The following is a 13,366-nucleotide window of genomic DNA, read 5'->3' as shown; positions in this document are numbered from 1 at the left end:
TGAGGTCTCGGCCCTGGGTGCCACCGCCGCGGCGGCGGAGCCGAGTTCGGGGGAGGCTGCGGTGGGTTACGCGATGGCTGCGGCCTTCGGTACCGGTGCGCGGTTCTCCCTGGCGTCGCTGATTGAGGGGCAGGGGACTCGGCGACGTCATGGTGACGTCCGCGGCAGTGGTCACCGCGTGTCGGTCCCGGGGCCGTGCTTCCGTGAGGGCCGATGCGTAGGTCTGGGGTTGGACTCCCCGAGGCTGCCGAGGTCGGCGGCTCGGATGATCGTGGCGCCGGATCTGCCGTGCGGCCTCATCCGCACCGGGTGATGGCTTTACGGGCCGTCGCCCGCAGAGTGCCCGGATGACCGGTCGCGCCGCGACCGTTCACATCGAGGGAGGCTGGGCATGGGGACCTTGACTGTATGGAAGTTCGACTCGCCGGACGGTGCGCAGAAGGCGCTCGACCTCCTGCGGAGCTTGCAGAAGGAGCAGCTGATCAGAGTCAACGACGCCGCCTACGTCACATGGCCCGTGGGGCGGAAGAAGCCGAAGACAGAGCAGTTGCACAACATGGCCGGTGCCGGGGCACTGGGCGGCAGCTTCTGGGGCCTGCTGTTCGGAATCCTCTTCTTCGTGCCCCTGCTGGGCATGGCGGTGGGTGCCGCGATGGGCGCCCTGGCCGGCTCGATGTCCGACGTGGGCATCGACGACGACTTCATCCGCGGGGTGCGTGAGAACGTCACACCCGGGACGTCGGCGCTGTTCGTGATGACGTCGGACGCGGTCGCCGACAAGGTGCTGGAGCAGTTCAAGGGGAGCGGCGCTTCCCTCCTGTCGACGAACCTGTCGAATGAGCAGGAAGCCCGGCTGCGCGAAGCGTTCGCCGAGGCCGAGTAGCTCTCCGGACGAGGGCGGACCCGGTCGGCCATCTCTGCCACGAGCGCGTCCAGCGCGGCGGGCGACCAGAACATCGCGTCGAGCTCCAGCCACAGCTCGCCGTGGTGGCTGGACTCGGGCCGGACGTGCCCGGTCTGGGCGGACATCAGGCCGAGCACGGCATCGGAGTGGGTGGTCATCGCGGTTTCGACCGTAGCGGCGGCGGGCACCAGATCTCAGCGATGATCGCGCAGGAAGCCCCGACGAACTCGCCGCGGCACTGATCGAATCCCTCGAGAAGTGACCACGAGGTCACGGACAGGATGGCGAACCGGTCACTGGTGTGACACCCGACCAGGGCACCTGCATAGAGTCGGGATCATGCGAGGGGTCCGCGGACACATCATCGGTCTGATCGCGCGACTGCGGCTGGGGCGCAGCAGCCGCGCTGCCGGATCGACCGACGCGCTGCTGTCGATGCTGCCCGATTCGGCCCTCGTGCCGTTGCAGCGCGACGGGCTGGATCCCGTCGTCGAGTTGGGCAGGCTTCGTGCGGACGAGCCAGTCAGCCGGCTCAAGCTGCCGTTCGGGTTGCGCGCATGGCTCGTCACAGGCTACGCGGAGACGAAGGCGGTGCTCGGCGCCGGCAGCACGTTCAGCAACGACTTCACCAACCTCGTTGGCACGGTCGGGATCACAGCCGACCAGAACCCCGGCGGCCTCGGCTTCACCGACCCGCCTGACCACACCCGCCTCCGCAGGCTCCTGACGCCGGAGTTCACCGGGCACCGGCTGAGGAGGCTGGGCCCGCGGATCGAGGCGATCGTCGCCGGGCAGCTCGACGAGATGGCGGCGACGGCGCAGGCGGGCGGGCAGGTCGATCTGGTGCAGCAGTTCGCGCTGCCTATCCCGTCGCTCACGATCTGCGAGCTGCTGGGCGTCCCGTACTCGGACCGCGCCGACTTCCAGCGGCTGAGCACCACCCGCTTCGATCTCCTCGGCGGCGTCACGGGCTCGCTCGGCGCGATCTCCGAGTCGATGGAGTACCTGCTCGACATCGTCAAGAACCAGCGCGCCGACCCGGGTGAGGGCCTGCTGGGTCAACTCGTGCGCGACCACGGGGACGACATCTCCGACTACGAGCTCGCCGGACTCGCCGACGGCCTGCTCACCGGCGGGCTGGAAACCACCGCGAGCATGCTGGCGCTCGGCACGATCGTGCTGCTTCAGCGCCCGGAGAGCCACGCTGCCGTCCGCGACGACGACGAGGCCGTCGACCGGTTCGTCGATGAGCTGCTCCGCTACCTCACGGTGGTGCAGGTGGCGTTCCCGCGGTTCGCCCGGGAGAAAGTGGAGATCGGCGGCCAGACCATCGAGCAGGGCGACATCGTCCTGTGTTCGCTCAGCGCAGCCAACCGCGACGGTGGGCAGGAGTCGTTCGACCCGGCGCGGGCGGCGCGGCCGCACCTCGCCTTCGGCTACGGGTTGCATCGCTGCATCGGCGCCGAGCTGGCACGGATGGAGCTGCGCACGGCCTACCCGGCCCTCGTTCGCCGGTTCCCGGACATCCGCCTCGCCGCCGAGCCCGACGACCTCTCGTATCGGAAGCTGTCGTTCGTGTTCGGTGTGGACGCGCTGCCCGTCACTCTCGGATAGGGCGCTGTCAGGGCCCTCAGGGCCTGATCAACACCGCTCGCTCCGATCCGGGGCGAGTCAAGATCGGGTGTTCCAGGGGCCTGCGAGCATGGCCGCGTACCGGTCGAGGTCGATGTTGCCGCCGCTGACGACCACTCCGACCCGCTGGCCCGCGAGCGCCTTGCCAAGCCTGCGGACGGCGGCGAACGCCAGGCACCCGGTTGGCTCGACGACGATCTTCAGGGTCGCCGCGAACACCCGCATGGCCTCCACGAGCTCGGCGTCAGTCGCCGTGTGGATGTCGTCGACGTCGCGGCGGATGATCTCGAACGGCAGCTCGCCGAGGTGCTGGGTCTGAGCGCCGTCGGCAATGGTCCGGGGGGTCTCGATGTGCACGATCGAACCGGTACGCAGCGACCGCAGGCCGTCGTCACCCGCCTCCGGTTCCACCCCGTAGATGCGGCAGGACGGCGACAATGCGCGAGCCGCCAGCGTCGAGCCGCTCAGCAGCCCGCCTCCGCCGAGGCAGACGAACAGCGCGTCGAGTTCGCCGACGTCCTCGATCAGCTCCTTGACCGCGGTGCCCTGCCCGGCGATGACGTCCGGGTGGTCGTAGGGCGGGACGAGGGTCAGGCCGCGCTCGGCAGCCAACTCCTGGCCGATCTCCTCGCGGTTCTCGGTGTAGCGGTCGTAGGCGACGATCTGCGCGCCGTACTCCATGGTGGCGGCGAGCTTGCCTGCCGGGGCGTCGTGCGGCATGACGATCGTGGCCGGGATCCCGAGGATCCGCGCGGCGAGGGCCACCGCCTGCGCGTGGTTGCCCGACGAGTACGTCACGACCCCAGCCCGCCGCTGCTCGGAGTCGAACTGGGCGAGCGCGTTGAACGCTCCGCGGAACTTGAAGGCGCCCATGCGCTGGAAGTTCTCGCACTTGAAGAACAGCTTGGCACCGATCTCCCCGTCGACCCGCCGCGACGTCAGAACGGGCGTGCGGTGTGCGTGCCCCTCCAGGCGGGTTGCTGCGGACTCGACGTCGGCGTAGCTGGGTGGCGTGGGCATCGCGCTCCTGTCTCAGTCGATCGAAGGGCGATCATCCACCCGGGCTCGGTTGCGCGGGCGCCTCGAGCGACCTCATGAGAGGACGCTCACGCCGGTCTCACGGGGCCCGCCGGTTTGCCTTCCTAGCTTCGGCCTCAGCGGGATCGTCCCGCGGAACGAGGACGAGAAGGCAGACCCGACATGAACCTGATGATCCGACGGATTCTCCTGGCTGCGGTCGCTGCGGGCGCCGTGACCGTGGCGGGTGCCGCGCCCGCCCTGGCGGCAGGCACGCCCGCGCCGTCCAGCGGAGTCCTGGCACCGGCGCAGGGCGATGACGATGACGATGACCGCGATGACGATGACGACGACCGTGGTGGCGCCGGCTGGTGGGGTGCGGGCCGGTTCGGGGGGCTTCGTGACGCAGCCGGGCGATGACGACGATGACGACGACCGTGGCGGCGCCCCCACCGGTGGCGTCGACGCGGGCGCGGGCGGAACGGCGGGCGGCTCGGACGTCGTGCTCCCGCTCGGGGCCGCCGCTGCTGGTGCGGCCGCACTGGCCGGCGGGGTCGTGCTCGCCCGCCGCAGGCTCGGCGGCGGCACGGACTGACGGGGCAGACGTGCGCACAACGGCAGCCTGCGGAGCCCGGGGCGTGCGTGTCGCGGTCGCCGGGGTGGCAGCGGCGGCGGTACTCACCGGGTGCGCGGCAGCGACCGAGCCGCCCGCCCAGGAGGTCCGCCCACCCGCGACCGTCCCGGTCGCGGCTACCGGGCCCGCCGTCAGCGGGGCGAGCGCCCTGCCGGCCGCGGAGGTGCCTGCCCAGGCCGCGGATCCGGTGCGTGTCCGGGTCCCGGCCGTCGGGGTCGACGCGCCGGTGGTCGCGCTCGACGTCGACGCGCGGGGGGTGCTGCCGCCGCCCGCCACGAACCACGAGACGGGCTGGTGGCGGGCCGGGCCGGAACCAGGGGAACCGGGTCCGGCCGTGATCGTCGGGCACGTCGACTCTCGGCAGGGACCGGCCGTCTTCTTCCGGCTCCGCGAACTCGTCGCGGGGCACCGGGTGCTGGTGGACCGGGCCGACGGCACGACCGCGGCCTTCGTCGTACAGCGCTCGGAGCGGTTCGGGAAGGACGCATTCCCCACTCAGGCGGTGTACGGCACGACGCCGGAGTCGCAGCTGCGGCTCATCACGTGCGACGGCGAGTTCGACCGGCGCACGCGGCACTACGTGGACAACGTCGTGGTGTTCGCCCTGGCAGCCTGATACTGACGCGACCCTCTCGGGCCCACCCTCGACGGTGGGACCCGGGAGGGTCTGTTGCTGGAAGGCTGTTACCGCAGTGAACCGCGGCGGCCGTACGCGCTCGCCACGAGGAACACGCCGAGCGCTGCCAGTACGACCTGGACGATCAGTTCGCCCCAGTGGAAGCCCGGGCCGCTGCTCAGGCCGATCGCCCGCGCCAGGAACGTGCCGATGAATGCGGCGACGATGCCGATGATGATGGTCAGCCAGATCGGGATGTTCTGCTTGCCGGGGACGATCAGCCGGCCGAGCGCCCCGATGATGAGCCCCACGACGATCGCAGTGATGATGCCCGTGATGGTCACGGCGCCTCCTGTTGCTGTCCGGGGTCACTCTTGACGACCCGCCTGAGAGTCGTGTTCCCAACCCCGATGGGCGTGATGCATGTTCGGCCGACTTTCTCGGATCTTGGGCCGTTCGGCGCATCACACAGGGCTCGACAACCCGTCAACCCGTCCGGCCGACGGGAAGCCGAGCGTCCGCAGCCCGCTCCGCCCGCTGGGCCCGCGCGAGACGCAGAACGCCGGACCGACCTGTGAGGGCCGATCCGGCGTTCGTGTCGATCGTTACTCAGGCTGTGGCCGGCAGTGGCCCCGCCTGAGCCGGGGGAAGCCCGGGCCGGGAGGGGGGGTCGTCTCCGGCGGGCACTCTGTGCAGCCGGTAGAGACGGGCGTACCCGGGGCTGCTCGCGAGCAGTTCGGTGTGTGTTCCCCGCGCGGTGATGCTGCCGTTGTCGAGGTAGATGATCTGGTCGGCATCGGTCACGGTCAGCAGGTTGTGCGAGATGATGATCGTGGTCCGGCCCTCCATGAGACGGCGCAGTGGTCTGAGGACCCGTTGTGTCGACTCGGCGTCGAGGCCTGTGGTGGGCTCGTCCAGCAGCAGCACCGGGGCATCGCGGATCATCGCCCTGGCGATGGCGATCCGCTGGCGTTGGCCTCCTGAGAGCAGGCGTCCGCGTTGTCCCACGCGGGTGTCGTAGCCCTCCGGCAGCTGGCTGATGAACGAGTCCGCGTCGGCGGCTGTCGCGGCGCGCAGGACCTCCTCCTCGGTCGCGTCCGGGCGACCCCAGAGGATGTTCTCGCGGATGGTCGCATCGAAGACGAGCGTCTCCTGTAGCAGGGGCGTGATGTTGTGCCGGAGGTCGGCGAACGAGAGATCCCGCAGGTCGCGGCCGTCGAGGATGATGGCTCCCGAGTCCGGGTCGAAGAAGCGCAGCAGCATCTTCGCGAGCGTCGATTTGCCTGCCCCGCTCGCGCCGACCAGCGCGAGCCGCTGACCGGGTTCGACCGAGAAGTCGATGCCGGACAGAGTCGGCCGATCCGTCCCCGGGTACTGGAAGGCCAGATCGATCACCCGCAGCGAACCGCGGGCCTGGGCCAGCCGTGCCGGGTACTCGGGCTCCTGGACGGCTGGAGTGAGGTCGAGTACCTCGATCACTCGGTCAGCACTGGCACTGGCCGAGAACAGCTCGTTGGCCAGCGCCCCGAGGCTCTGGATCGGCGTGTAGAGCTGGGTCAGGTAGGCGACGAACGCCAGCACGCCGCCAAGGGTGATGTCCCCGACGGTGAGCTCCCGGACTGCGAACGCCACTACAGCCAGGACACCGACGACCTCGAGGAGGTCGGTCAGCGGGATGAACAGGGCTTGCAGGCGCGTGGCGCGCATCTGCGCGCGGAAGCTGCCGAGGCTCTCGGTGTCGAATCGGCGCTGCTCGGCGTCCGAGCGGTCGTAGGCGCGCACCAGGGCGGCGCCGCCGAGGCTCTCCTCCGCAACAGCGGTGATGGAGCCGGCCTTGCGCTGCCTCTCGCCGGCTGCGGCCTTAAGCCGGCCCGAGAACGACCGGGCGACGAGGAGGAACCCCGGAGCCGCTATCAGCGCGGCCAACGCGAGACGCCAGTCGATGTAGAACAGCGCGGCGACGAAGAACACCAGCTCGAAGACGAGTCCCAGAGCCGCTCCGATCCCGGAGAGGATGAGCTGTTCGACGGCGTTGATGTCGTCGGTGAGCCTGGCGAGGATGTCGCCCAGCTGGTTCCGGTCGAAGAAGCTCGACGACTGGCGGTGTAGGTGGCGGAACAGGCGACTGCGTAGGTTCAGCACGAATCGCTCGCCCACCCAGGCCGCCAGATACTGGTCGAAGTACGCCACGCCGCCGCCGAGCACGGTTAGCACGAGGTAGGCCCCGGCGACCTCCGGGAAGAGGTGGAAGTTGTGCGGCTGGAGCACGTTGTCGATCAGGATCTTGAGGAGGTAGATCGTCGCTGCGCTCAGTAGTGGGCCTAGCACGACGAGCAGCAGGCCGGTAAACACCTGCGCCCGGTACGGGCGCGTATCGGGCCAGAACCTACGGAAGATGCTGACCAAACCCGCTGGCGGCGCCTCCGGAAGAAGGTCCGAGGCCACCAGCAGCCGGGTGACGGACAGTCGCGGTGCAGGCGAGTCGGCCGCCTGCTCGGCGTTTAGTGCACTCATGCTTTGCTCCGAGGTCCCCCGGGGGTGGCCCCGCCCTGGAGAGGCGGGGCCACCCGGTGGGGATCAGCCCCGGCGGCCCCAACGGTGGTACCCGCTCCGACGGTCGCGGCCGTAGTAGCCGCGGTCCCGGTTGTAGCTGGTGAACCTGAAGCCGAATGCACTCATGGGAGTGCTCCTTTCTGAATTTCTCAGCACCCCGAACGCCCCGGGACGGAAATCCATTCCTGTGGTCCCGGATCGGGAGTGCTCGAATGGAGCGGCAGATTTCCGCGTTGTGCAGGTGCTGGATGGGGATCGCCGCCGTTCTGCGGTCGGCGCCCGGCCCTTTCCGCGCCATGAGCTTCCGGAGCGCAAAGGCGCCAACGCGAGCTGCTAGGCCCGGGGTGGCGCGAAGCAACGCTCCGGCATGCCCTGGACAGGGGCCACCGATCACCTCTCCGGTCCGGAGAGGTCAACTCTTCAATGGTCGTCGATCGAGACCCGTGTGCGGGTCGTTCCGCCGATCGTTTTCGATCATGGATCGGCAACCGGCCCTGCGTGCCCTGGCGACGGCCGCATCGGGCGGAATGGTTCGAGGATCCCTAAACAGGCGGTCGGGCCACGGAAGCGGCCCGAGGCCGGAGCCCGCCCTCTGCGGGCGGGGCCCCAGTCGGCTCCGTCAGCGCCAGTACCCGTTGTGCCACCGGTGGTTGTTGTCCCACCATCCCCTGAACCACTGGCGCCTGCGGTACGCGATCGGGAACTTGCGAGCACTCATGTCGGTTCCCCCTTTCATCTCGACTTCGGAACGTCATGCGCGGCGTTCCAAACGTCAGCTTACGCCGCACTATCACGATCGGCCGCGGTTGCTGTGTGACCTGAATCATTAAAACGGCGCTCCGCGTTTTGCAATCCAAATGCAAACGTCCAGGACGCTGATCTTGTGCAATTGTCCACGAGATTACGCACGGATTACGCGCGGACCGGAAGCTGCCTGGTCGACCGCGGCCGCACGCGCGCCGCCCAGGTGCTGAACCGCGTCGAGAGTTGGAGCTCGGGTCCCCACTGGATCGACCGGTACTGCCGGTGAGACTGCCGCCGGTGTCCGGATGCGCTCGCTGCCCAGCCGCGCGACCAGCAAGCCCCGCGGCGGACGGCGCTGACGGCGCTGCCCCGCGTCGACGCTAACGACGCCGCGGGCACCGACCGCAGGCGCCGGGTCGCGCGTGCGGGGTCAGGCCGGGCGCTGCGCAGCAAGCAGCACCTGCGGGCGCAGCGACGGCGGCTGCTCCGGCAGACGCAGCTCGGCGACGACTTCGAGACCGGCGTCGACGAGCATCCCGGCGAGTTTCTCGGGGCGGTAGAGGTGGGTCGTCCAGGACACCGGTAGGCCGCCGTACCCCTCGGTCCGCGCGATGTCGCCGTCGCCGACGTGCGTGCCGATGAGCGCCTGGCCGCCGGGGACCAGCGCTTCGGCAAAGGTCCGCAGCACGCCGGGCAGTGCCTCCCGCGGGAGGTTGAACAGCGACCACCAGCCGAGCACCCCGCCGAGCGAGGCCGGCGCGAGGTCGAGCTCGGTCGCCGAGGCGACGGAGAACCGCAGGTCGGGGTACTGCCGGCGGGCGTGCTCGATCATCCGCGGTGACAGGTCGACGCCCGAGGCGTCCAGATTGAGCTCGGCGAGGTGCGCGGTGACGATGCCGGGGCCGCAGCCGACGTCCAGGACCGGGCCGAGCCCGCGGACGGACTCGGCGAACGGGGCGAGCGCGGCCCGCAGCCACGGCTGGGCGTCCAGCCGGCCTGCGCCCATCTCGACGTAAGCGTCGGCCACCCGGTCGTAGGACTCACGGACTGTCTCAAGGTCGGAGAGCTGCTGCACGAGGGCACCCTACGCACCCTACGCACGCTGCGTAGCCGCCCCGCCGCTACTCGGCACTGTCAGGTGCCCCGATCGCCGGCATGACCCGTACGGGGAAGAACTACGAACTCGGCAACGACAACGCCCGGACGTCCGCGCGAGCGGCCGTCCGGGCGTTGCGCTGGTAGCGCTGGCGGAGGATGGGGGATTCGAACCCCCGAGGGCGTGAACCCAACACGCTTTCCAAGCGTGCGCCATAGGCCACTAGGCGAATCCTCCGTGTCCGGCCCCAGAAGCATAGCCGGGTCGCGCAGAGCGCCGACGACCCCACTACACTCGACACCGGACCCCGCGCGGCGTCCATCCTGTGAACTCCCCCAGGGCCGGAAGGCAGCAAGGGTCAACGGGCTCTGGCGGGTGCGCGGGGTCCCCTCACGAGTTGGGCGAGCTGCGCTCGCGGAACGCGCTCGCCGTACTCGTTCGTCGTGTCTTCTGGGGGCGGGGCCCCCAGGCCCCACCCGGAGGGGCTTCGCCCCCCGGACCCCCCCGGCCGGAGCGCTTCGCGCCCGGATCCTCCGGCTAGCCGGACGAGTTGGGCGAGCTGCGCTCGCGGATCGCGCTCGCCGTACTCGTTCGTCGTGTCTTCTGGGGGCGGGGCCCCCAGGCCCCACCCGGAGGGGCTTCGCCCCCCGGACCCCCCGGCCGGGGCGCTTCGCGCCCGGATCCTCCGGCTAGCCGGACGAGTTGGGCGAGCTGCGCTCGCGGATCGCGCTCGCCGTACTCGTTCGTCGTGTCTTCTGGGGGCGGAGCCCCCAGGCCCCACCCGGAGGGGCTTCGCCCCCCGGACCCCCCGGCCGGGGCGCTTCGCGCCCGGATCCTCCGGCTAACCGGACGAGTTGGGCGAGCTGCGCTCGCGGAACGCGCTCGCCGTTTCTCGTTCGTCGTGTCTTCTGGGGGCGGAGCCCCCAGGCCCCACCCGGAGGGGCTTCGCCCCCCGGACCCCCCGGCCGGAGCGCTTCGCGCCCGGATCCTCCGGCTAGCCGGAGGGGTTCGCGGACCGCATCTTCCGGCCCCGGAGGCTTCGCCCCCTGGGATCCGGGGCCAGGATCACCTGGAGGGGTTTCGTGCCTGCCGGCTGTTCTCGGTTCGTTCCCCGGCGTCCGCGTGTCGGAGCTGGTGGGTAGCCTCGCGGCCGTGGCGCTGGCTCTGTACCGCAAGTACCGCCCGGCGAAGTTCTCCGAGGTGGTGGGGCAGGAACACGTCACGGAGCCGTTGAGCACGGCGCTGTCCTCCGGACGCATCAACCACGCCTACCTCTTCTCCGGCCCCCGCGGCTGCGGCAAGACATCGTCGGCGCGGATCCTGGCGCGCTCCCTGAACTGCAAGCTCGGCCCCACTCCAGAACCCTGCGGGGTCTGCCCGTCGTGCATCTCGCTGGCGCCGGGCGGGCCGGGCAACATCGACGTCACCGAGCTCGACGCCGCGTCCCACGGCGGTGTCGACGACACCCGCGAGCTGCGCGACCGGGCCTTCTTCGCCCCCGCCGAGTCGCGCTACCGCGTGTTCATCGTGGACGAGGCGCACATGATCACCACGCAGGGCTTCAATGCGCTGCTGAAGATCGTGGAAGAGCCGCCGGAGCACCTGGTGTTCGTGTTCGCCACCACCGAGCCGGACAAGGTGCTGCCCACCATCAGGTCGCGCACCCACCACTACCCGTTCCGGCTCATCCCGCCGGGCACCCTGCGCAAGCTGCTGGAGCGCATCTGCGCCGACGAGGACGCGGTCGTCGCGCCCGCCGTGTACCCGCTGGTGCTGCGCGCGGGCGGGGGTTCCGCCCGCGACACACTCTCGGTGCTCGACCAGCTGCTCGCGGGTGCGGGCCCGGCGGGCGTCACGTACGAGCGGGCGGTCGCGCTGCTCGGCGTCACCGACGTCGCACTGATCGACGACGTCGTCGACGCGCTGGCCGCGGGCGACCGCGCCGCCGTGTTCGAAGCGGTCGACCGGTTGGTGGAGGCCGGCCACGACCCGCGCCGGTTCGCTTCCGACCTCCTGCAGCGCCTGCGTGACCTCGTCCTGATCCAGGCCGTTCCCGAGGCAGCCGAGCGGGGTCTCGTCGAGGCCGCGGAGGACGAGCTGACCCGGATGCAGGAGCAGGCGGGCAAGTTCGGTGAGGCCACGCTGGCCCGCTACGGCGAGATCCTGCACGCCGGGCTCACCGAGATGCGCGGCGCGACGGCCCCTCGGCTGCTGCTCGAGCTGCTGTGCGCGCGCATGCTGCTGCCTGCGGCCACCGCTGCGGAGCCGGGCCTCCTCGAGCGGCTGGAACGCCTGGAACGGCGCAGCTCGATCGCGCCGGGCCCCGTCCACACCGCCGAGTCCGGCCCGGACGAGCCGGAACCCGCCGCAGCCGGACGCCGCATGTTCCAGCGGCGCAGCGACCGGCCCGGCCAGCCGGACGGCGCCACGCCCGCCCCGGCCGAGAGCCGTTCCATCGAGGGTGCCGCGCCGGCCAATGGAACGGAGCGTGCCCCCGACGCGGCGGCGAGCGAGCGCCGCGCCAGTCGTGCCGAGGTCCCCCGTCCTCCCGCCGAGGGGGGTGTGAGCGAGCGTCCTCCACCTCCACCTCCACCTCCACCTCCACCTCCACCTGCCCCCGCACCTACCCCCGAGCCGGCTCGTCCCCCGGCAGCGGCGGCCGAGCCTGCCGCCGCGCTCGACGCAGCGGCCGTCCGCAGGGTCTGGCCGGAAGTGCTGGCGACAGCGCGGGCGCAGAGCCGCAGCATCGAGGCGATGCTGGTCAACGCCACGGTGCGCGCGGTGCAGGGCGACACGCTCGTGCTCGGCATCGGGGCGCCGTCGCTCGCCAGGCGGCTGTCCGAGCCACGCAACGCCGACATCGTGTCGGCCGCCCTGCACACCGTGCTGGGTGTCCGCTGGCAGGTGCGTTGCGAGCACGGCGACCCGCCCGCTCCGGCTGCCGACGCGAGGAGCGCCGCGCCGCGCCGCCCCGCGGGCAGCGAGACCCCGGCCAGGCAGGCGCCGCCCGTGCCGCAGCGGCAGCACCGCCCGCCGCCGGTTCGCCGCTCGGCCGCCACCGAGGACGGCGTGCCGCTCCCGCCCGAGCCCCCCGACGAGGACGCTCCTCCGGACGAGGAGGAGTCGATGCTGGCCGAGGCCGCCGCCGACCCCGGCACGGCCCCCACGGCGCTGCGCGACCCTGAGGAAGCGGCGATCGAGCTGCTGAGCAGCCAGCTGGGCGCCAAGGCGATCGACCGTCGCTGACGCAGGAGCAGCCGCTAGGACCCTCCTCTAGGGCCCCCGCCCCAGGAACATCAGCACACCGTGGGCGATGGCTGCCGCGTACCGCTCGCGGCCTTCGGGCGACGACACGACCGCGGCCTCGCCCGGGTTGCGCATATTGGCGCATTCCACGAGTGCCGTCGGCCGCGTAGCCAGGTTGAGCCCGGCGAGATCGGGGCGTGGGAAGAGGCCCTGGCGCCCGAGGTAGTCCGAGTCCCGGAAGCCGCCCGCGCGCATGGCGTCGCGCAGCGCGGTGGCAAGCGCGAGCGCCGGGCCTGCCTGCGCCGGGTTCAGGGCCGGCTCGGAACGGGCGACGTGGAACCCGGAGTTGGCCGCCGCGGAGCCGTCTGCGTGGATCGACACCACGGCATCGGCCGCGTGCTTCTCACCGGCGAGCCCGCGCTCGTCGACGCAAGGCCCGACGCCGTTGTCGTCGGTGCGGGTGAGCACAACCTGTACGCCGGCCGCTTTCAGTCGTTGTGCCACGCGGTTTGCGACGTCGAAGTTGAAGGCGTGCTCCGAGTAGCCGGCGTTGGTGGCGGTGCCGGTGGTGTTGCACGGCTTCGTACCGCCGCGCCCGTCCGGAACGGGGCGGGAGATCACGCCGGGCTGCGCGCCGTTGCGGCCGTTGTGCCCGGGGTCGAGCACCACCACCGGTGCCCGGGTGACCGACACCGGAGCCGGGACCGCTGCCGGAGTCTTGACCGCTGCCGGTGCCGTGAGCCCCCGCGCCGTCACCGCCGGAGCCGTCACCGCCGCCCCGGCCACCGGGCGCACCGGCGGTGCCCCGGACGCGCTGCCCGCTGCGACGGCGGCGAGCGCCGCGCAGCAGAGCAATAGGCGACGGGACGTTCGCACCCCCCAAGCCTCTCAGCAGATAGCCTGGCGTGCAGAGTCGGCCGCACC

Annotated in this window: 10 protein-coding genes, 1 tRNA gene and 1 other RNA gene; 6 read left to right on the top strand and 6 right to left on the bottom strand. The window is 71.4% G+C overall.

What is annotated here, in order from left to right; translation table 11 throughout:
- Positions 1-391 precede the first annotated feature (391 nt).
- Complete coding sequence (locus ABD143_RS04550; RefSeq protein WP_343971722.1) at positions 392-883, top strand: DUF1269 domain-containing protein; 492 nt, start codon at positions 392-394, stop codon at positions 881-883.
- Between the two features lie 360 nt (positions 884-1,243).
- Positions 1,244-2,518, top strand: coding sequence for a cytochrome P450 (locus tag ABD143_RS04545; RefSeq protein ID WP_379659590.1), 1,275 nt, complete (start codon positions 1,244-1,246; stop codon positions 2,516-2,518).
- A 57-nt stretch (positions 2,519-2,575) separates the two neighbouring features.
- Here ABD143_RS04545 and ABD143_RS04540 read toward each other — a convergent pair whose 3' ends face one another.
- Positions 2,576-3,556: a threo-3-hydroxy-L-aspartate ammonia-lyase gene (locus ABD143_RS04540; RefSeq protein ID WP_343971719.1), complete on the bottom strand. Its 981-nt coding sequence runs from the start codon at positions 3,554-3,556 to the stop codon at positions 2,576-2,578.
- Positions 3,557-3,890: 334 nt separating this feature from the next.
- On the opposite strand from ABD143_RS04540, the gene ABD143_RS04535 reads away from it, so the two are divergent.
- Positions 3,891-4,148: a hypothetical protein gene (locus ABD143_RS04535; RefSeq protein ID WP_343971716.1), complete on the top strand. Its 258-nt coding sequence runs from the start codon at positions 3,891-3,893 to the stop codon at positions 4,146-4,148.
- Positions 4,149-4,191: 43 nt separating this feature from the next.
- A complete protein-coding gene (locus ABD143_RS04530; RefSeq protein ID WP_343971714.1) occupies positions 4,192-4,803 on the top strand; it encodes a class F sortase in 612 nt (203 codons plus the stop codon).
- A 68-nt stretch (positions 4,804-4,871) separates the two neighbouring features.
- On the opposite strand, the gene ABD143_RS04525 is transcribed toward ABD143_RS04530, so the two are convergent.
- From ABD143_RS04525 to ABD143_RS04510, 4 genes are all read right to left on the bottom strand, one after another.
- Entirely contained in the window at positions 4,872-5,147 is a 276-nt protein-coding gene (locus tag ABD143_RS04525; RefSeq protein ID WP_343971711.1) for a GlsB/YeaQ/YmgE family stress response membrane protein, read from the bottom strand.
- 265 nt (positions 5,148-5,412) lie between these two features.
- Positions 5,413-7,317 carry an ABC transporter ATP-binding protein gene (locus tag ABD143_RS04520; protein WP_343971708.1) on the bottom strand — a complete coding sequence of 635 codons (1,905 nt, stop codon included), beginning with the start codon at positions 7,315-7,317 and terminating at the stop codon, positions 5,413-5,415.
- A gap of 1,213 nt (positions 7,318-8,530) precedes the next feature.
- On the bottom strand, positions 8,531-9,175 hold the full coding sequence (locus ABD143_RS04515; RefSeq protein WP_343971706.1) for a class I SAM-dependent methyltransferase: 645 nt from the start codon (positions 9,173-9,175) through the stop codon (positions 8,531-8,533).
- A gap of 170 nt (positions 9,176-9,345) precedes the next feature.
- Positions 9,346-9,433: transfer RNA gene (locus ABD143_RS04510), tRNA-Ser, on the bottom strand.
- Positions 9,434-9,495: 62 nt separating this feature from the next.
- On the opposite strand from ABD143_RS04510, the gene ffs reads away from it, so the two are divergent.
- Both ffs and ABD143_RS04500 read left to right on the top strand, forming a co-directional pair.
- An RNA gene (gene ffs, locus ABD143_RS04505) (signal recognition particle sRNA small type) lies at positions 9,496-9,590 on the top strand.
- Between the two features lie 758 nt (positions 9,591-10,348).
- Positions 10,349-12,442 (top strand): DNA polymerase III subunit gamma and tau, encoded by a 2,094-nt coding sequence (locus ABD143_RS04500; RefSeq protein ID WP_343971704.1) that lies wholly within the window; start codon positions 10,349-10,351, stop codon positions 12,440-12,442.
- 27 nt (positions 12,443-12,469) lie between these two features.
- Here ABD143_RS04500 and ABD143_RS04495 read toward each other — a convergent pair whose 3' ends face one another.
- A complete protein-coding gene (locus ABD143_RS04495) occupies positions 12,470-13,318 on the bottom strand; it encodes an N-acetylmuramoyl-L-alanine amidase (protein WP_343971701.1) in 849 nt (282 codons plus the stop codon).
- Between the last annotated feature and the right edge of the window lie 48 nt (positions 13,319-13,366).

Source organism: Pseudonocardia aurantiaca, assembly GCF_039526725.1.
Classification (GTDB): domain Bacteria; phylum Actinomycetota; class Actinomycetes; order Mycobacteriales; family Pseudonocardiaceae; genus Pseudonocardia; species Pseudonocardia aurantiaca.
This window is presented reverse-complemented; position numbering and strand designations above follow the sequence as displayed.